Source organism: Deltaproteobacteria bacterium HGW-Deltaproteobacteria-2, from assembly GCA_002840505.1.
Taxonomy (GTDB): domain Bacteria; phylum Desulfobacterota; class Syntrophia; order Syntrophales; family Smithellaceae; genus Smithella.
Genome location: PHBC01000003.1, coordinates 119,282 through 137,753 on the forward strand (window position 1 = coordinate 119,282; position 18,472 = coordinate 137,753).

The 18,472-nt window shown below is 42.5% G+C and carries 17 protein-coding genes; 10 read left to right on the top strand and 7 right to left on the bottom strand.

Annotated features, from left to right (window positions below; all coding sequences use genetic code 11):
• Window positions 1-669: a hypothetical protein gene (locus tag CVU62_07450; protein ID PKN37561.1), complete on the top strand. Its 669-nt coding sequence runs from the start codon at window positions 1-3 to the stop codon at window positions 667-669.
• Between the two features lie 39 nt (window positions 670-708).
• Here the strand turns inward: CVU62_07450 and CVU62_07455 are convergent, their stop codons facing one another.
• From CVU62_07455 to tatB, 3 genes are read right to left on the bottom strand one after another with little or no spacing between them, the layout of a single operon-like run.
• A complete protein-coding gene (locus tag CVU62_07455; protein PKN38046.1) occupies window positions 709-2,742 on the bottom strand; it encodes a penicillin-binding protein in 2,034 nt (677 codons plus the stop codon).
• A 12-nt stretch (window positions 2,743-2,754) separates the two neighbouring features.
• Window positions 2,755-3,537: a twin-arginine translocase subunit TatC gene (gene tatC / locus CVU62_07460; GenBank protein ID PKN37562.1), complete on the bottom strand. Its 783-nt coding sequence runs from the start codon at window positions 3,535-3,537 to the stop codon at window positions 2,755-2,757.
• Between the two features lie 56 nt (window positions 3,538-3,593).
• Window positions 3,594-3,872 carry a twin-arginine translocase subunit TatB gene (gene tatB / locus CVU62_07465; protein PKN37563.1) on the bottom strand — a complete coding sequence of 93 codons (279 nt, stop codon included), beginning with the start codon at window positions 3,870-3,872 and terminating at the stop codon, window positions 3,594-3,596.
• Between the two features lie 207 nt (window positions 3,873-4,079).
• Here tatB and CVU62_07470 point away from each other — a divergent pair, with 207 nt between their 5' ends.
• The 9 genes from CVU62_07470 (at window position 4,080) to CVU62_07510 (ending at window position 12,103) form a co-directional block, all read left to right on the top strand.
• The gene (locus CVU62_07470) at window positions 4,080-4,673 is read left to right on the top strand and encodes a hypothetical protein (protein PKN37564.1); all 594 of its coding nucleotides are present in this window, start codon (window positions 4,080-4,082) and stop codon (window positions 4,671-4,673) included.
• 286 nt (window positions 4,674-4,959) lie between these two features.
• Window positions 4,960-5,463: a hypothetical protein gene (locus tag CVU62_07475; protein PKN37565.1), complete on the top strand. Its 504-nt coding sequence runs from the start codon at window positions 4,960-4,962 to the stop codon at window positions 5,461-5,463.
• A gap of 271 nt (window positions 5,464-5,734) precedes the next feature.
• Window positions 5,735-6,688, top strand: coding sequence for a histone deacetylase (locus tag CVU62_07480; protein PKN38047.1), 954 nt, complete (start codon window positions 5,735-5,737; stop codon window positions 6,686-6,688).
• 12 nt (window positions 6,689-6,700) lie between these two features.
• Complete coding sequence (gatC, locus tag CVU62_07485; GenBank protein ID PKN37566.1) at window positions 6,701-6,988, top strand: Asp-tRNA(Asn)/Glu-tRNA(Gln) amidotransferase subunit GatC; 288 nt, start codon at window positions 6,701-6,703, stop codon at window positions 6,986-6,988.
• Window positions 6,989-7,160: 172 nt separating this feature from the next.
• On the top strand, window positions 7,161-8,618 hold the full coding sequence (gene gatA, locus CVU62_07490) for an Asp-tRNA(Asn)/Glu-tRNA(Gln) amidotransferase GatCAB subunit A (GenBank protein ID PKN37567.1): 1,458 nt from the start codon (window positions 7,161-7,163) through the stop codon (window positions 8,616-8,618).
• Entirely contained in the window at window positions 8,618-10,048 is a 1,431-nt protein-coding gene (locus tag CVU62_07495; protein PKN37568.1) for an Asp-tRNA(Asn)/Glu-tRNA(Gln) amidotransferase GatCAB subunit B, read from the top strand. The genes gatA and CVU62_07495 overlap by 1 nt, the downstream gene beginning before the upstream one ends.
• 108 nt (window positions 10,049-10,156) lie before the next feature.
• Window positions 10,157-11,206 (top strand): S-methyl-5-thioribose-1-phosphate isomerase, encoded by a 1,050-nt coding sequence (gene mtnA / locus CVU62_07500; GenBank protein ID PKN37569.1) that lies wholly within the window; start codon window positions 10,157-10,159, stop codon window positions 11,204-11,206.
• On the top strand, window positions 11,203-11,823 hold the full coding sequence (locus CVU62_07505; protein PKN37570.1) for a hypothetical protein: 621 nt from the start codon (window positions 11,203-11,205) through the stop codon (window positions 11,821-11,823). The genes mtnA and CVU62_07505 overlap by 4 nt, the downstream gene beginning before the upstream one ends.
• Before the next feature lie 7 nt (window positions 11,824-11,830).
• A complete protein-coding gene (locus tag CVU62_07510; GenBank protein ID PKN37571.1) occupies window positions 11,831-12,103 on the top strand; it encodes a hypothetical protein in 273 nt (90 codons plus the stop codon).
• A 1-nt stretch (window position 12,104) separates the two neighbouring features.
• On the opposite strand, the gene ftcD is transcribed toward CVU62_07510, so the two are convergent.
• The 4 genes from ftcD to smc form a co-directional block, all read right to left on the bottom strand.
• Window positions 12,105-13,007 carry a glutamate formimidoyltransferase gene (gene ftcD / locus CVU62_07515; protein ID PKN37572.1) on the bottom strand — a complete coding sequence of 301 codons (903 nt, stop codon included), beginning with the start codon at window positions 13,005-13,007 and terminating at the stop codon, window positions 12,105-12,107.
• A 2-nt stretch (window positions 13,008-13,009) separates the two neighbouring features.
• A complete protein-coding gene (locus tag CVU62_07520) occupies window positions 13,010-13,657 on the bottom strand; it encodes a serine/threonine protein phosphatase (protein ID PKN37573.1) in 648 nt (215 codons plus the stop codon).
• Window positions 13,658-13,683: 26 nt separating this feature from the next.
• Entirely contained in the window at window positions 13,684-14,595 is a 912-nt protein-coding gene (locus CVU62_07525; GenBank protein PKN38048.1) for a signal recognition particle-docking protein FtsY, read from the bottom strand.
• A 157-nt stretch (window positions 14,596-14,752) separates the two neighbouring features.
• Entirely contained in the window at window positions 14,753-18,301 is a 3,549-nt protein-coding gene (gene smc / locus CVU62_07530) for a chromosome segregation protein SMC (GenBank protein PKN37574.1), read from the bottom strand.
• Between the last annotated feature and the right edge of the window lie 171 nt (window positions 18,302-18,472).

The window sequence follows — 18,472 nt, forward strand, 5'->3', positions numbered from 1 at the left end:
ATGAGCCCGATGAAAATTTTTCTAAAGAACATTAATATTCTGAATTTGTTGCTTTTAATATTAGCAATATTTTTATCCTTAAAACTGGGTGAGTCTCTTGTTGATAAAAATAATATTTTTACAATTTCCAAATCAAAAGAAGCTTTGATTGAGAATGAAGAAAAAACAGTTAAAGAAAGTACCGCTAATTATTTGGACTATGGCGTTATATCGGAAAAAAATCTATTTCATCCTCTCAGGAAAATACCTTCAGAAATTAAAGAAGAACAACAAATGGCCATTCCGGATATTGTTCTTTATGGAACTTTAATCACAGATGATAAAAAGATAGCTTATATTGAGGATAGAAAAAGCCCATACTCCACACCGGGAAGAGGAAAGAGACAAGTTGCGGTTAAAGAGGGAGATATGATTGCCGGATATAAATTAGTAAAAGTTAATCCAGAATTTATATTTCTGGTTCATGGTGAAAATAAAATTACTGTCACTTTGAGTACAGGGAAAGAAAGAAGGCATGGTGAAGCGATAGCGAAGACGACATCGGCCGGTGCGGCACATGATTCTACATCCAGACAATCGGTTCCACCCGTGCAACTACAAACAAGGCCTAAGCCTTACATGCCACCATTGCCTCAATTACCTCCGAAACCAGTCGTAAATACAAAGTAACGGCAATCATCATTTAAAATTTTACAGATGTCTGCATTTTTATCTGAATAAATCTTCCTTTTCTTCGCCCATGCCGCCTGCTTTATCTTTCGGCGAGGCACCCTCCAGAAAGGCTTCGTTAATCCCTTTTTCCAAAACGCCGGCTGGTTTTCCCGTTTGAGCGTTGACCTTAACAAAAACAATGCCCTGAGGAACAGGGAAAGATTCCACCGGTGCATTCTGCAAAAACTTTTCCATAAAATAAAGCCAGATAGGGGCTGCCGCTCTTCCGCCTACTTCCTGATTTCCCAAGGACCTTTCCTGATCAAAGCCCACCCAAACTCCGGCAATAAGGGAAGGAGTTGTGCCAATAAACCATGCGTCGCGAGTGTCGTTTGTGGTTCCGGTTTTTGCGGCAACAGGTCTTCCGATGCTTCTAACCCGTGTGCCGGTACCGCTTATTATAACATCCTGCATGACATAAGTAGACAGGAAAGCGATGCGGGGATCAATAACCTGCTCCGGCTGAACTTTAGTTTCTTCAAAAACATTACCGGTGCGGTCAACAATTTTTTTAATGAAATAGGGGGTTACTTTCTGGCCCTGATTAGCTAGAACACCGTAGGCTTGAACCAGTTCCTGCAGTGTTACACCAGATACGCCTAAAGCCAAGGCCAGGTTCCGCGACAGAGGGGATGTGATCCCCATATTCGTAGCGTATGATACTACGTAATCCACGCCAATTTCCTGCAGAATCTTTACTGTTACAATGTTGCGCGACTGAACAAGTCCGGTTCTCATGGTAACCGGTCCCAGGAATTTTTCATCAAAGTTTTTTGGTTTCCAAAGGCCTCCCTCCTGACTTGGATCCTCAAAAGAAACAGGAGAATCAACAAAGCGTGACGATGGATTAAATCCTTTATCAAATGCCGCAGTATAGATCAGCGGCTTAAAAGCGGATCCGGGCTGCCTGCGGGACTGCGTTGCGCGGTTGAATTCGCTTTTGTTGAAATCCCGTCCGCCAACCATTGCGCGAATAGCCCCTGTTTTTACATCCATGCAAAAGAGAGCACCCTGCACCAGCCCGCGTTGATATTTCTCCCTATCTTCCAATTCCGTCAAACCTCTTTCTACGGCATCACGCGCGTATTTTTGCGCGGACAAATTCAGCGTCGTATAGATCGAAAGGCCCTCTTTATAAAGGACATCAGCCCCGTATTTTTCCTGCACGTAACGGCGTACGGTTTCTACAAAATAAGCGGCAACTTTATCTTTTGGTCTAATCGGTCGCAATTTCAAAGGAAGAGAGTATGCTTTTTTCAATTCTTCCTGCGAAATGTAACCGTCTTCCATCATGCGTGTTAAAACATAAAGCTGCCTTTCTTTTGCCTTGTCATAATGAAGGAATGGAGAATAGTTGGTAGGAGCTTTTGGCAAGCCGGCAAGCAGGGCCGCCTCGTGCAGTTTCAAGTCCCTGGCGCTTTTTCCGAAATAACCGAGAGAGGCCGATTCTATTCCGTAAGTGCCATGTCCCAAATAAATCTGGTTTAAATATAAATTCAGAATTTCATCTTTGTTCAGATATTTATCAATTTTATAAGCAAGAATTGCTTCTTTTATTTTACGTGTGTATTTTTTTTCAGGCGACAGGTACATCATTTTTGCAACTTGCTGTGTAATAGTACTACCGCCCTGTACAATGTGCCCTGCTCCGACATTTTTCAGCATTGCGCGAAAAATGCTTTGTATGTCCAGACCTGTGTGCTGATAGAAGCGTGAGTCTTCTGAGGCAACAAAAGCATGACGGACTATCTTTGGAATTTCGTCGATCTTGATAACTTTTCTGTCTTCCAGGAAAAATTCATCAATGAGTTCATTGTTGTCATCATAAACACGGGAGGCTATACTTGGTCGATAATCCTTGAGTGCATCAATACCCGGCAAATCCAGAGTTAAGGCATAGTAAGTGGCAGTTCCGCCAACTGTAACAAACAGGATAACAAGTATTATACCCAGAAAAAGATTAAAAAGTGTGGAAAGTTTTTTAACTTCTCCATTATTTTTATATTTTGATCTTTTACGGGACACCGGCATAATTTTTACCAATCACTTTTCATCAATTTCAACATTTTCTTTTTTCTTTTCAGCAAATTTTGATACAAATATACTCACTTCATAAAGAAACATCAAGGGTATGGCCATCAATATCTGGCTTAAAGCATCGGGAGACGGAGTTAAAGCGGCAGCAATCACAAAAATAGCTAAAACGGCATACCTTCTTTGCCTGGAAAGTTTTTCAGCGTTTACTATTCCCAGCTTGGTCAGAAAAAAAATAAATATCGGCAATTCAAAAGATAAACCAAATCCCAGTAGAAATGTCACAAAAAGTGAAAGATAATCTTTAAAAGAAAGCATTGCCTGTAAATATTGATTGTTAAAACTGACGAAGAATTCAAAGGCAGGAGGCAGAGCGATAAAATACCCGAATAAAACACCGGTTATAAAAAGACCGGATGAAGAAATTACAAAAGGAACCACATATTTTTTTTCCTTGGGCAATAATCCCGGCGCAATAAATTTCCATATCTGATAAAGAATAAACGGACTGGTAATTATCAGAGAAGCAAAAAAAGCTACCTTCATGTATGTAAAGAAAGCTTCCGTCAAACCGGTATAAATCAGATAACTATTCTTAGGCAGAACCTGGGTGAGTGGCCTGGTAACTATATCGAAAATCCAATCTTTATAATAATAACAGCCGGCAAAGCCAATACCCAGAGCAATTAAAGAGTTGGTGAGTCTTTTGCGCAACTCTACCAAATGTTCGGTCAAAGACATTTTGTGCTCTTCGTTAGTTTCGGTGATTTCCGTGGTTTCCGTATTTTCCATAGTTTGAAGTTTTGCCTGTCTTCAGCTTTAAAATGTAAGGGGATTTATTGTGAAACTTATTGTTTTAAGGAAATGTTATCAGACGAATCGGCTTTTGTTTCTTCCACATCGGGCTTTTTCATTAAAAGAGAATCTTTCCAACCATCGTCGTTCTTCGGTTTTTCATCTTCCTTTAAGGCATCTTTTAGATCCTCAGTGACGCCTTCTGTTGCTTTTTTAAATTCGCTAAAGCCTTTACCCAGACTTTTGGCAAGATCAGGCAGTTTTTTGGGCCCCACAATAATTAAAGCAATTATTGCAATTATTATAAGTTCCTGCATTCCTATGCCAAACATTGATAATTAATTCCTCCGTAATAATTGAGATATACCTATATATTGATTCCTGTTTTTGTCAATGTTTTTTGCGAACATGACAAGATTACTATTGACATAAAAGATTTATTTTAGTAGCAGAATAACTACTTTAAGATTACATATTTAAAACGTAAACAGTTTCCCCAAAAAATCAATTTGTCAAACTTAAAATGAAAGGAGAGTATTATGAAAAAAATTGGAATATTAGCGGTTATAATAATGTTAATGGCTGTCGTCACGGCAGCACAGGCAGAAGTCAGGGCCGGTGGGTTACCCCCCATTGATGTAAATGACAGCATTAAGGACTGTAATTGTCGTTTGTTTCCAGAATGCTGTGCTCAGCCAGTAGCCGCACCAGAACCTGCTCCTGCTCCAGCCCCTGTTCCTGCACCTGCACCAGCTCCTGCTCCAGTGAAGGAAAAAGTAACCATAACCCTTAATGTGCAATTCGATACAAACAAAGCAGTCATCAAGGAAAAATATAATGACGACATTAAGAAAGTGGCAGATTTCATGAAAGAATTTCCAGATACAACCGCTGAAATTGGAGGTCATACTGACAATATTGCCAGTGCCGCCTACAATCAGAAATTATCAGAAAAACGCGCTAACAGCGTTCGTCAATATCTTATCGACAAATTCGGAATTGACGGATCACGCTTGACCGCTGTCGGTTATGGACTGACTAAACCGGTTGCCGGCAATGACACAGAAGAAGGACGACAGCAGAACCGCAGAGTTGAAGCTGTCATGGAAGCAGTAAGGACAGTATATAAATAAGTTTTAAACAATCAGAAAATTCTAAAGAGATATCAGGTCCCATAACCGCTTTAAAGGTTATGGGACCTTTGTTTTGGACCACCCTAAATGTACAAATGATTATGTTTTTAATATAATATTAACGTGATTAAACAATCAGAATTTATTAACAAATTATAAGAATACCTTTGACATAAATAATATTTTTTAGTATTAATAAAGAGCATTTATTGAAATGCTGGCATATTTTAAAGTGTAACTATCCCCAAAAAATCAACTTATCAAAAAAAGATGAAAGGAGAGTGTCATGAAAAAAATTGGAATTTTAGCAATTATTATAATGCTGATGGCTGTCGTCACGGCAGTGCAGGCGGAAACAAGGGCCGGCGGTTTACCGGAATTAACAATAGATAATCGTATTCCAGACTGTAAGTGTCCACCATGCTGCGGTTCACCCACCACAGTCACTGTTGCACTTAATGTGGAATTCGATACCAACAAAGCAGTTGTCAAAGATATATATAATAATGATATTAAAAAGGTAGCAGATTTCATGAAAGCATATCCCAAGACTACCGCCGTAATTGAAGGCCATACGGATAATATAGCAAGCGCAGAATACAATCAGAAATTATCGCAAGCTCGCGCCAATAGCGTCCGGCAGTACCTGATCAACAATTTTGGAATTAAGGCCTCCCGCTTAAGCGCTGTTGGCTATGGACTGACTAAACCGATTGCCAGCAATGACACCGAGGAAGGACGGCAGAAAAACCGCCGGGTACAAGCTGTCATCAAAACAGTAAAAAATTAATTTAATTGTATTAAATTCAAAATCTTGAGGCTCCATAATCGTTACATGTTTATGGAGCCTTTTTATTGAAACATTCTCGGAAACAGGCCATCGGAAATATTTTGCTCTTTAAAGTCATTTATGATAGACGAACTATAGTCTTGAATTGGCAGTTTGAAAGAAGGTACACTTGCCCAGAAAAACAGGTATTGTCAAAGACACCAGATACTTACAGCATTCGGCAGGATTTGCCCATCCGGAAAGTCCGGAAAGGCTAGCCGCAATTTATGAAATGCTGGAAAATCCTTTGATGGATTGGAAATTCACTCACATAGAACCGCGTGAGGCCACCCACAAAGAGATTGAAATGATCCATTCGCCTTCTTATGTACAATTTATTGCCAGTACTGCGGGACAACGCAGTGTATATCTCGATCCCGACACGGCCACTTCACCCGAAACTTATGAAATTGCGAAGCTGGCAGTTGGCGGAGTTTGCAATGCCATCGATAGCGTCATTAAGGGTGAAGTAGATAACGCTTTTGCTTTTGTACGTCCACCGGGGCATCATGCGGAAAAAGATACCGCCGCCGGCTTTTGCGTATTCAACAATATTGCCATCGGGGCAATGCATGCTATATCGAAATACGGCATGAAAAAAATATTGATTGTGGACTGGGATTTGCACCATGGAAATGGCACCCAGCATAGCTTTTACAAAGATCCGCGGGTTTTATACTTTTCCACTCACCAATATCCTTATTATCCGGGGACGGGAAGTTTGCAGGAATTTGGCCAGGGAGAGGGAGAAGGTTACACTGTCAACGTCCCTTTACGGGAAGGCGCAGGTGATGTCGCCTTCGTAAAAATATACCGCAATGTCTTACAGCCGCTGGCGTTGGAATTCAAACCGGAACTGATTTTGTTGTCCGCCGGTTTCGATACCCACTTTCAAGACCCGCTGGGCGGAATGCGCGTAACACCGGAAGGATTCGCAGCCATGGCGCGCATATTACTCAATATTGCCGAAACATGTTGCCAGGGACGCTTTGTAGCCGTGCTGGAAGGCGGTTATCACGTCGTTGGATTAACCAGATCGGTAAAGGCTGTCCTGGAAGAGATGCTTGATGAAACACATGTTTCAGAAGAGAGGCTCTCTCATCTTGAAAAAGATGCCGATGAAGAAACCGAACAATTAATTAATAAAGTCATTTCCAGAATTCGTCCCTACTGGAAAGTGTTCTAAGGAGATTATGTTTTGAAAATAAGTTCCCGGGAAGTTGAATATGTGGCACATCTGGCACGCCTGGAAGTAACGGAAAAGGAAACTGAAAAATTTACCGCCCAGCTCAATGATATTCTACTCTATATAGATAAGCTAAATGAATTGGATACGAAAGGCGTGGCACCAATGAGCCATGCTATTGCTGTAACTAACGCTTTTCGCGAAGATAAAATATTGGATTCTATCGGCACAGAAAATTCATTGACCAACGCGCCGGATGCGCGGGGTGAATTCTTCCGGGTACCCAAAGTCATCGACTAACGACTTTGGAAAAAGTTCATCTACTGCGTTGTGCTGCAACCTTCGTCATTGCGACGTACGAAAATAGTACGCCTCATTCCTCAGGTTTTGCACGCCTTGTATCTGAATCTTTTTGCAAAGCCGTTTAAAAAATTAAAATACCGATTTGTGTAACAATGTTATCAAGGAGACTATGGAGTTAAATCAGTTTACCATTCATGAATTGCAGGAAAAAATCAAAAACGGCGACGTGTCGGCAACACAGATTACCGAGTCTGTTTTTTCACGAATTGACGCCGTGGAAGAACGAGTGCATTCCTACATCCGTTTGATAAAAGATGAAGCTCTTGCCGCTGCGGCAAAAGCTGATGAGAACATTAAAAAAGGCGATATAAAACCATTAACCGGAATTCCCATTGCGTTGAAAGATATTGTCTGCACTAAAGGCATCATCACGACATGCGGTTCGCACATATTGCATAATTTTGCACCGCCTTATAACGCCACCGTCGTGGAAAAACTGACGTCTGCCGGAGCAGTATTTGTCGGCAAAACTAACATGGACGAATTTGCCATGGGATCTTCGACGGAAACTTCGTATTTCGGCCCTACCCGCAATCCCTGGGATCTGGAAAGAATTCCGGGCGGCTCCAGCGGCGGCTCCGCAACGGCGGTTGCCGCGGATGAATGCATCGCTTCCATCGGTTCCGACACCGGCGGTTCTATCCGCCAGCCGGCGGCGCTTTGCGGCGTTGTCGGAATGAAACCGACGTATGGACGTGTCTCTCGATTCGGACTTATCGCTTTCGCGTCTTCGCTTGATCAAATCGGACCTTTTACCAAAGATGTAGAGGACTGCGCTATTATGATGAATGTTCTGGCCGGATATGATGCAAAAGAATCAACTTCCGTTCCCATGGAAGTGCCCGATTACCGGCAATTTGTCGGACGTGATATCAAAGGCTGGAAGATAGGAATTCCCAAAGAATATTTTATTGAAGGCATTGATCCGGAGGTGACCGCTGCCATTAAAAAAGCAATAATGGTAATCGAACAAAGCGGCGGACAATGCGTGGATATTTCTCTGCCGCATACTCAATACTCTGTAGCTACTTATTATATCATCGCTCCGGCAGAGGCCAGTTCCAATCTGGCACGTTACGACGGCGTTAGATATGGCTTCCGGTCGGCCGATGTTCGCGAGCTTTTAGAAATGTACAGAACAACCCGCATGCAGGGATTCGGCGCGGAAGTTAAAAGAAGAATCATGATAGGCACCTACGCCTTGTCTGCCGGGTATTACGATGCTTACTACAAGAAGGCTTCCCAGGTGCGGGCGTTAATCAAGCGAGACTTTGAAGAGGCTTTTAAAAAGTGTGATGTTATACTTACTCCGACAACGCCGACACCGGCTTTTAAGATCGGCGAAAAAACAGATGACCCGCTGCAGATGTATCTTTCCGATATTTTCACCATATCAACAAATCTGGCGGGAATACCTGGAATTTCGGTTCCCTGCGGATTTACTTCCGGCGGCCTGCCGATAGGAGTGCAATTTCTGGCCGGCCATTTTGAGGAAGGAAAATTAATTCAAATCGCCTCTGCTTACGAGAAAAACGCCAAAATTGAAAAGAGGAGGCCTGCGTTATAATGGATTTTGAAACAGTCATCGGGCTGGAAGTTCACGCCCAAATGTTAACCGACACAAAAATTTTCTGCGGCTGCTCCACAAAATTCGGCGCATCGCCCAACAGTCATACCTGTCCCGTTTGTCTGGGCATGCCCGGAGTTCTGCCGGTCTTGAATAAAAAAGTTGTCGAATACGCCATGAAGATGGCGCTGGCAACAAACTGTGGAATAAATAAATCCTGCGAGTTTGCGCGTAAAAATTACTTTTATCCCGATCTGCCCAAAGGATACCAGATATCCCAATACTCCTATCCTCTGGCGGAACACGGCCATGTTATTCTGGATATAAACGGAGAGCAAAAGAAAATCGGTATCACGAGAATTCATATGGAAGAGGACGCCGGCAAGCTGATGCACGACGAACACAACCCAGTAAGTTACGTTGATCTGAACCGCACCGGCGTTCCGCTGATTGAAATCGTCAGCGAACCGGATATGCGTTCATCCGAAGAAGCGGCCGACTATCTCAAACGCCTGCATGAAATTCTGGTTTATCTGGAAATTTGCGACGGGAACATGGAGGAAGGATCGTTTCGCTGCGATGCAAATGTATCCATCAGACCTAGAGGTCAGAAGGAATATGGCACCAGAACGGAATTAAAAAATATGAATTCCTTCCGCAATGTACAGCGCGCATTGGAATATGAAATCAAGCGCCAGCAATATCTTGTGGAAAACGGCGGCACGGTGATTCAGGAAACACGTCTGTGGGATGACGCTCAAGGCGCCACCAATTCCATGCGCAGCAAGGAAGAAGCGCACGACTACCGTTATTTCCCTGATCCCGACTTGGTTCCGATTTTGGTTGATGACGCCTGGGTCGAAAAAATCAAAAAAGATCTTCCCGAATTGCCGCTGGTCAAACGGGAGAGATTCGTCAAGGATTATCAAATTCCCGCTTACGACGCCGGCGTACTGACAGCCGACAAGGCGCTGGCGAATTACTATGAAGAAGTGGTCAAGCTCTGCGCCAAACCCAAAGTCGCCAGTAACTGGATTATGGGCGACGTTATGAAATTTCTTAATGAAGATAAACTCGATATCCGTCAATGTCCCATCAAGGCGCAATCCCTGGCCGATATGATCCGGCTGATTGAAGAAGGCACCATCAGCGGTAAAATGGCCAAAGAAATAGTCGAAGATATGTACAAAACCGGTAAATCGCCGCAAATGATTATCGAAGAAAAAGGCCTGGTGCAAATTACGAATGAAGGCGAACTGGTAAAGACTATCACTGCCATCATCGAAGCCAATCCAGGGCAGCTTAAGGATTATCGCGGCGGCAAGGAAAAACTTTTCGGTTTTTTCGTTGGTCAGGTGATGAAGGCGACTCAGGGCAAAGCCAACCCTCAGCTCGTCAATGAACTTCTTAAAAAGATGCTTGCCGAATAACCACGGGTATGTTCCGCAGCAAACTGCGGAACATAGCACCCTCCGCTGCGCGGGATTGTTCAATTTGCCAATTCCGCTACGCTTCGCTTTCGGAATTGGAGTTTCACAATGATTAGAACAATTTTTTGGAAAAATAACAGTGTAATTTTAATCGACCAGAATGCTTTGCCTATCGCTGAAAAATATGTTGTCTGCAATTCGTATAAAGAAGTAATTTCCGCCATAAAGGATTTAACCGTACGCGGCGCTCCGGCCATCGGCGTTGCGGCCGCAATGGCGGCCGCGTTGGGAGCCCTGCACCTGCCCTCTTTATCTCCAAAAGAATTCCAGAAAAATATTTTAGCCATCTGCGACGAAATCGCAAAATCTCGGCCAACGGCACGCAATCTCTTCTGGGCTTTGGAACGAATGAAAGAAGTCCTTTCTCGAGCAAAACCGGCAAGCCAAAGTAATCTGATTAAAGAACTAATCAATGAAGCGAAATGCATTTGTTCTGAAGATATAGAAATCAACCGGCAAATGGGGAAAAACGGCAGCCCGCTTTTTGCCGACGGAGATAATATCCTGACTCATTGCAATGCCGGCGCCTTGGCAACGGCCGGATATGGAACCGCATTGGGCGTCATTCGCGCGGCCTGCGAACAGGGCAAAAAACTGCATGTATATGTGGACGAAACCAGACCTGTACTTCAGGGCGCAAGACTCACCACATGGGAATTGAAAAAAGAAAAAATTCCTTTCACGCTGATTACCGACAACATGGCGGGATTTCTGATGAGCCAGGGAAAGATTGATAAGATTATAGTGGGAGCAGATCGAATCGCCGCCAATGGAGATACGGCCAATAAAATCGGCACCTATTCTCTGGCGGTTTTGGCCCGGGCGCATCGCATTCCATTTTACATAGCGGCGCCGCTTTCCACAATTGATGTTTCTTTAAAGACGGGAGAGGTCATTCCTATTGAAGAAAGAAAAAGTGAAGAAGTAACGAAGTTTAAGGGAGTTCGCAGCGCACCGGCTGGAACAAAAGTTTATAATCCGGCTTTTGATGTAACGCCGGCTAAATTTATCTCGGCAATTATTACGGAAAAGGGAATCCTTACAAAACCATATTGCATCTCCATTTCCAGTATGCATAAAGGGGAAAAACGTTCATGAAATTGTTTCTTTTTGATTTTGACGGTGTCCTTGTTGACTCATTGGATGTTTATGAAAAAACAGTTACCGATTGTCTCCAGAAAATAAATCAGCCGTTAACACGTGGCAGAGAAGAATTTCTGGAGCTTTTTGACAATAATTTTTACGAATCACTGGAAAAGAAAGGCGTTAATTTAGACGTGTTTATGGAAGCCGCCGAAGATATTATCGCGCGTATTGATTACAGCAAAATGAAGCCCTTCAAAGCTATGCTGCCTGTCCTTAATGAACTCAGAAAAAATCATACACTTATAGTTATTTCCTCAAATGACAGCCCGACCATTCAAGAGGCTCTGCGCCTTTATCATTTTAATGGAATATTTCAGGAAATTCTCGGTTCTGATTTTAAGTTCAGCAAAAAAGAAAAAATTATCTACGCCGCAAAAAAATATTCTGGAGCGCCGAACGATATTTACTATATAGGCGACACAACCGGAGATATCAAGGAAGGCAAACAGGCTGGAGTTAAAACCGTGGGCGTAACCTGGGGCTGGCACAGTAAAGAAAAAATGGCCGCGGCCAAACCGGATTATCTTTTTGACAATCCGCATGAACTCTTGCATCTAAATCAGGTTTGAATAAAACATGAAGGAAATATTGGAATACGTCAGTTCGTGGTCTGTTCTGAAATGGATTGTTCTTGTTCTTATTGCCGGATTTATCGGACAGTTCGGCAGGATGGCGGCAGAGGCAATCGCCGGGAAAATACGTGCGCGCCGCGAGAAAAACGAAGTTACGCCGAATGGCTCAACAAACTCATCCGAGTCTCATTCCCCATCAATCAGTGAAATTCCCGATAAAAAACTTGTAAAAGCACTGGCTAAAGCGAAGAAAAAGGAAGCAAAGAAAAAAGTTTAGCCTATTGGGATAAATACTTTAAATGTGTTTCCAGCAGACGATGTTCGTTAAAATCTTTGAGTTTCAGATATTCAGGTGTTGTGCCGGCAAATGCGCATTTGGGAGCAAGGCCGATTAATTCTGATTCCAATATTTTGGCGCCACCCTCAGCCGCCAGAATTTTCACCCGGTCAAAAACCGTCTTTAGCGGCGTTTCTTTATAGTTAAGCAAATTAAGAGACACCTGCGCCACACCGCGGCTTTTTAACATTAATCCGATGGCGCGTACAGATTTTAAACCACCGCCCTTTTCTCTGATTCGCGACGCTATATGCTTTGCAAGATGCATGTCCTCACTAGCCAGATTTATATTATAAGCAACCAGCAAATCTCTGGCACCAACAACAGTAGCACCGGACTGCGCGTTGAATTTTTTCCCTCCTTCATCCGGAATATCTTTCATACGCATCATTTTTTCTGCCAATCCTTCGTATCCACCGCGGCGAACGTCTGGCAATTCTATATACGAATCTTTTCGCGCCGCAAAACCATAGAAATACACGGGAACGCCGAAGCGCTCGCCCAATTGTTTCCCGAAAGAATGGGCCAGATCAACCGCGTCTTTCATCTTCGCCGTCCCCAGTGGAACAAAAGGCACAACATCAACTGCGCCCAAACGCGGATGAGCTCCGGCCTGTTTACGCATATCAATCAGCTCCAGAGCTTTACCGCAGGCAGCAAGCGCCGCGGCAAGCACATCCTTCGGCTTTCCCAAAAAGGTAAAGACACTTCTATTATGATCGGCATCACCGCTAAAATCAGCCAGTTGCACGTCGGGAAATGATTTAAAAACAGCAGCAATCGCCGTGATTGTCCGGGAATCACACCCTTCGCTAAAATTCGGTACACATTCAATAATTTTCATATTTACGCCTGATAAATTTTTATATCCGGCAGTTCGATACAGGTAAGCTTTCCGCCATAAACTACGCCTGTATCAATGCCTATTTTATTCTTCTTGATTAGCGGTCTCTCTCCTATTGGGGTGTGACCGAAGACAACTATTTTACCAATGTCGTGCTCGCTTTCTATAAACTCGTACCTCACCCATAATAAATCATATATTCCCTGCTCGGCCAAGGGTACTTCAGGATTTAAACCGGCGTGAACAAATATATATGTCCCTTCTTCATAATAGGGCCGCAGAGATTGGAAAAAGGTTAGATGATCAGCGGGAATTTTGTTTTTTCTTTTTTCAATATCGTCATAAAGAGAAATACCATAGGAATGAAGGGTGTTGATACCTCCGTTCGTCAAATACATGTCCTCATCCACACCTTCCAGATAGTTCAAAAACATACTTTCATGATTACCGAGGAGACATACCATTTTTTTATATTTGCCTTGTAGATGAAGGACATAATCTATAACTTCCTTACTGAATCGGCCGCGATCAATGTAATCACCGATGAAGATCAGCGTGTCATTTTGTCTGTCGATATCAATCCTGGACATCAGATCTTTAAGCTTTTCCAGACAGCCGTGAATATCTCCTATGGCATAGATTTTATTCATGAGATATTGCCTGATTTCATAACAATTTATTCCAAAAGAGCTTTTGTAAAATCACCGCTGTCGAAAACGCGCAAATCATCCAGGCCCTCGCCGACCCCGATATACCGAACCGGCAGGGCAAGCTCACTGGCTATGCGCACTACCACACCGCCCTTGGATGTGCCATCAAGTTTGGTCAGGACAATGCCGGTCGCTCCGATTTCTTCTTTAAATGTCTTGGCCTGAACAACGGCATTCTGGCCTGTCGTCGCATCAAGAATCAGTAATATCTCCGGCGACAATTCTGGCATTTCTTTGTTAATAATTCTTTTTACCTTTTTCAATTCCTCCATCAAATTTACTCTGGTATGCAATCGGCCGGCAGTATCCACAATAACAACTCCGGAATAACCGGCTTTAATTTTTGCCACAGCGTCAAACACAACAGCCGCCGGATCGGCGTTTGTTTTTTGCTTGATGACCGGAGCGCCCACGCGCTGACCCCAAACTTCGAGCTGTTCGACAGCCGCCGCCCGGAAAGTATCGGCGGCAACCAGCATGACCTCATAGCCATCACTTTTCAGTGAGTTCGCTAATTTGCCTATGGTGGTTGTTTTACCGCTGCCATTGACCCCGATAGTCATAATAATAAATGGTTTCCCTTTAGGAATAGACAGGGGCGTCTCCATCTTTTGCAGAATGGCAATCATCCGCTCCTGCAAAATCTTCTTTATTTCCTGAGCGTTCTGCAGTTCATTACGGCTGACGCGCTGTTTAACATCATCAATCAAATCGTAGGTAAACTGGGGACCCATATCCGCAGAAATTAAAAGCTCTTCCAGTTCATCGAAGAGTTCTTTATCCAGAACTCTTCTGCCGAAAATAAGATTGTCCAGATTTTTCGTCAGAGCATTCCTTGTTTTGGTCAGCCCATTTTTTATTTTTTCAAAAAAACTTATCTTTGCCATACATACACCTTTCTTATGCGATGATAATTAATAACCGCTTTTTATGAAGAAGTAAAGCATCAGGTTATACGTTGAAAAAACCGGCAACCCCGGCCCTACGCCGAGGCAGGCTGTGCCAACAAAAATAGCGCTTTGATTTAAAAGTGGGCTAGTTGAGATTGACGGAAACCAGAGAAGATATCCCCTGTTTTTGCATGGTGACTCCAAATAGAGAGTTGGCAACTTCCATTGTACTCTTGTTGTGCGTAATCATAACAACCTGAGATTGCTGGGCAACATCTTTAATCAACCGGTTGAACAGATTGGTATTGGCGTCATCCAGGGCAGCGTCAACTTCGTCCAGAACCAGGAACGGCGAAGGACGGTACTTTAAAATGGCGAAAATCAAAGCAACCGCCACCAGTGACTTTTCACCACCGGACAGCAGATTAACATTTTGTCTTCTTTTGCCGGGAACCTGAATATCGATATCAACTCCTGTTTCCAGCAAATCATTTTCATCAGTCAGCAAAAGTTCTCCGCGGCCTCCCGGAAAGATCTGCGCAAATACGTCCTTAAAGCAGACATTGACGGCTTCAAATGTTTCGGCAAATCTGGCGCGGGAAATTTTATTAATGCGTGTAATTGTCCGTTGCAAAACATTAAGCGAAGTATTCAGATCCGATATTTGTGCCGATAAGAAGTTATAACGTTTATCGAGCTCTTCAAATTCATTAAGGGCAAGCAAATTTACTTCGCCGAATTCATCTATTATTTGCTTATTTTTTTCCAGTAAGGCGATGAGTTCGGTAAGTTTCTCCTCTTCGATTTTCGTAAATCCGTCGACCATGCTTTTCAGGTCAATATCATGTTTCTCGGCAATTATTTTTCTCAAATTTTCGCCATTTAAGGCCACTTCGCGACACTGAATTTCCATTTCATTTATCTGCTGACGTAATTCATCAAGTTTCTTTTTAATTTCCCTGATTTCATTTTCTTTTATTTTCAGTTGCGCGTCTTCCCGATTCTGCGCCGCCTTTTTTTCTGCCAGAACCGTTTCCTGCGCTGCAAAGCCGGAATAAAGTTCCTTGAGTATCGTTTGCTCCGTTTCGATTGTTTGGGTTAATTCGATAATCTGCTTTTCGCAGGAAACAATCTCCTCACCTTTAACCATATCTTCATTTTCTATTGTACTGATATCATTTTGCAGTCGCGATATTGTTCGTAAATCAGCTTCCTTTTTCTCTTCTGAAGAAGCCATCTCTATTTTTTTGTCCGTTAAATAACGCTCCTGTTCATCAATTATCACCCGCGTCTGATCTCTTTCCGCGTTTAAATTGGAAATTAGTGTATTGATTTCTTTTTCTTCTTCATCTTTGCGTAAAAGATCGGCGTTGAATTTTTGCAACTTTTCTTCGGCTTCCACTTCTTCCGCCTTTATGTTTTGCCGGTTAAATTCCAAAACGGCAATTCTCTGCTTTAATCTGTTTGTTTCGTCTCCAAAACGTTCGTGATCTTTTTTTCTACCGTTAATAGCAATTTCCAACAAATGAATCCTGGTTCTCATTTGAGCCAATTCTTCTTCCCATTGAGCTATCATGGCAACAAGTTTCTTTTTTTGATCCGTCTTTACTTCTAAATCTGAAGAGAGCGATGATACTTCGTTTCCCAGTTCATTAATTTCCCTTTTTGTCGCTAAAAGACTTTTTTCCACTGCCGCTCCGCTACCGCCTGTTAACACTCCATGCCGACTGATAATATCTCCATCCGGTGTAACAAAAGTTCCTCTAAAACCATTTTTCTTCCAGAGAGAAAGACCTTTTTCAATTGTTGGTATGAGTAGAACATCGCCTAACAGACATTCGGCAATTTGCTTAAAATCATCATGAACTTTAACTTTCTGCAATAAGTATTCAGCTTCCTGAAGATGTTCTTCGCTGAAAGTTTTTGCTTCATGATTTCTCAAATCCACTGATACAAAACTGCCGCGGCCCAATTGATAGTTTTTTAAATGATCGATAGCACGTACGCCGTCTTCCTGACTTTTGACGACTACATATTGAAGCTTTTCTCCCAAAACCGCTTCCACAGCAGATTCATATTCACGGGAAACATTTATATGATCAGCCACAACTCCGTAAAAATTATCTCTTTGTTCATTATTTTCAATAATCGTCTTAACGCCTTCGTTACTCCACTTATATGCTTCCTGAAATTCTTTCAGAGAAACCAATCGGGATGATTTAACGTTTATCTCTTCCTTAATTTTAGCGATGCTTTCCTCGTTTGATTGCAAATCCGCTTTATATCTCTCAACCTCGCTCGTCGCCATCGTTCTTCTCTCTCCCAACTGAACGATGTCCTCTTCATCCTTGGTTAATTCTTCATTTACCGATGCCAATTTGCCTGTTAAATCAGTAAACAATTTTTTATCATCGTCCAGCTCACGGGTTTCTCTTTCCTCACGTTTTTTCAAATCCTCGATATTTTTGCTCAGACTGGAAATCATATTCTTGAGCTTGGCTTTTTCCGTCACTATATCGATATATAAAATTTTCTTTTCTTCCAACTGAGTATTTGCTGTTTTATCGATATCGTTCAGTTCTTGAACTTTTTGCTGAATTTCGTCATGTTCTGTTTTTAGGACGGCAATTTTACTTTCGGCGTTAGCCGCACTTGTTTGCAGATTTTCAATTTCTACAATCAAATCAGCTTTTTTCGACCGGAGCAGTTGAATTTCCGCTAAATCTTTTTGCTTGCGTTCCGAGGTGTCCTCTGCCTGGCGGCTGGCAAATTCGATATTTTTTTCTTTAATACTGATTGTATTTTTTATCTCGTAGAGTTCCTGCTGGCTTTTGGCTATCAACTCTTCATTTTCCAAAAGTTTCATTTTCAGCTCATCTAACGCTGATTCTTTAGCTTCGAGATTTGCATGAATGCCTGAATTCTCATCTTGAAGTTGGGTTCGCACAGCCTGTAAAGAAGATTCTTTCCCGGCAAGTTCAACATAATTTTGCAGGGCAATTGTTAATTCCGCTTCTTTGCTTTGCTGCTTTATGTTTTTATATTGTTCCGCTCTTTTGGCCTGGCGGGAAATGGTATTGAGCTGAGATTTTACTTCCTTAATGATATCGTTCAGCCGCAAAATATTTTGTTTTGTCGCTTCCATTTTACGGACTGCGGCTTCCTTGCGGCTTTTATATTTGGAGACGCCGGCGGCATCTTCAATAAACAATCTTCTATCTTCAGGCTTGGCTTCAACAAGATTAGACACATGCCCCTGCTCAATCAGAGAATATGTTCTGGCGCCAACACCTGTGCCCATGAAGAATTCTTTGATATCAAGAAGCCGGCAGGGAACCTTGTTGAGATAATATTCATGCTCACCTTCACAAACAACCTTACGGGAAACAGAAATCTCGCTCAATTCGGAATAAGCACCCGGGAAACTTTGACCATTGGCAACCAAAGTCATGGTAACTTCCGCTATGCTTACCGGCGCGGAATCCTGGCTGCCGTTAAAAACAACATCATCCATTTTTGTCCCGCGTAAAGCTTTGACGCGTTGTTCACCCATTACCCACCGGATAGCGTCAACGATATTGGACTTTCCGCAACCGTTGGGTCCAACTATTCCCGTGATTCCGTTGTGAAAATCAAGAATAACTTTGTCGCGAAACGATTTAAAACCGGATATTTCTAACTTTTTTAAATTCATAATTTTTCTGTTTAATGTCTGTGCTGGAATTTATAAAATTCTAGCAAAAGATTATTCCTTTGTAAAGAAAAAATACAACAAATGGTGTTATCTAATAATTTATACCACAATATATAGTACTTTGATCTTCTTTACTTTTTTCCGTAGTTTCCTCAAATAAAGACACTTTAT

Excerpts from the sequence above, each read along its gene's own strand:
- CVU62_07450 (PKN37561.1), top strand. The coding sequence starts at position 1 with ATGAGCCCGATGAAAATTTTTCTAAAGAACATTAATATTCTGAATTTG.
- CVU62_07455 (PKN38046.1), bottom strand. The coding sequence starts at position 2,742 with ATGCCGGTGTCCCGTAAAAGATCAAAATATAAAAATAATGGAGAAGTT.
- tatC (PKN37562.1), bottom strand. The coding sequence starts at position 3,537 with ATGGAAAATACGGAAACCACGGAAATCACCGAAACTAACGAAGAGCAC.
- tatB (PKN37563.1), bottom strand. The coding sequence starts at position 3,872 with ATGTTTGGCATAGGAATGCAGGAACTTATAATAATTGCAATAATTGCT.
- CVU62_07470 (PKN37564.1), top strand. The coding sequence starts at position 4,080 with ATGAAAAAAATTGGAATATTAGCGGTTATAATAATGTTAATGGCTGTC.
- CVU62_07475 (PKN37565.1), top strand. The coding sequence starts at position 4,960 with ATGAAAAAAATTGGAATTTTAGCAATTATTATAATGCTGATGGCTGTC.
- CVU62_07480 (PKN38047.1), top strand. The coding sequence starts at position 5,735 with ATGCTGGAAAATCCTTTGATGGATTGGAAATTCACTCACATAGAACCG.
- gatA (PKN37567.1), top strand. The coding sequence starts at position 7,161 with ATGGAGTTAAATCAGTTTACCATTCATGAATTGCAGGAAAAAATCAAA.
- CVU62_07495 (PKN37568.1), top strand. The coding sequence starts at position 8,618 with ATGGATTTTGAAACAGTCATCGGGCTGGAAGTTCACGCCCAAATGTTA.
- mtnA (PKN37569.1), top strand. The coding sequence starts at position 10,157 with ATGATTAGAACAATTTTTTGGAAAAATAACAGTGTAATTTTAATCGAC.
- CVU62_07505 (PKN37570.1), top strand. The coding sequence starts at position 11,203 with ATGAAATTGTTTCTTTTTGATTTTGACGGTGTCCTTGTTGACTCATTG.
- CVU62_07510 (PKN37571.1), top strand. The coding sequence starts at position 11,831 with ATGAAGGAAATATTGGAATACGTCAGTTCGTGGTCTGTTCTGAAATGG.
- ftcD (PKN37572.1), bottom strand. The coding sequence starts at position 13,007 with ATGAAAATTATTGAATGTGTACCGAATTTTAGCGAAGGGTGTGATTCC.
- CVU62_07520 (PKN37573.1), bottom strand. The coding sequence starts at position 13,657 with ATGAATAAAATCTATGCCATAGGAGATATTCACGGCTGTCTGGAAAAG.
- smc (PKN37574.1), bottom strand. The coding sequence starts at position 18,301 with ATGAATTTAAAAAAGTTAGAAATATCCGGTTTTAAATCGTTTCGCGAC.